The following is a 207-nucleotide window of genomic DNA, read 5'->3' on the forward strand; positions in this document are numbered from 1 at the left end:
CATCAATGGCAGCTTTTCCAAAACATAGCCGGAATTTGAACTTTGACCGCTTCTGTTTGTGTCGTCATCCCGTTCTGTTACAGAAACTTGCGTATTCTCACCAGGCAACAAGGTTTGCTGCTCAAAACCCGCCAAATAGTCACTCCAATAACGAGATGCTTCCTGTGCATCTTGGTGTTCCAACCATTCGATATAGTCACTATACGG

Annotated in this window: 1 protein-coding gene; it reads right to left on the reverse strand. The window is 44.9% G+C overall.

Translation table 11 applies throughout. The features are described from left to right. Positions 1-207 (reverse strand): condensation domain-containing protein (locus HFE01_RS26910; protein ID WP_167438898.1); only part of this gene is annotated, 207 nt, incomplete at both ends.

The organism is Paenibacillus sp. EKM10P (assembly GCF_011800655.1).
Taxonomy (GTDB): Bacteria; Bacillota; Bacilli; order Paenibacillales; family Paenibacillaceae; genus Paenibacillus; species Paenibacillus polymyxa.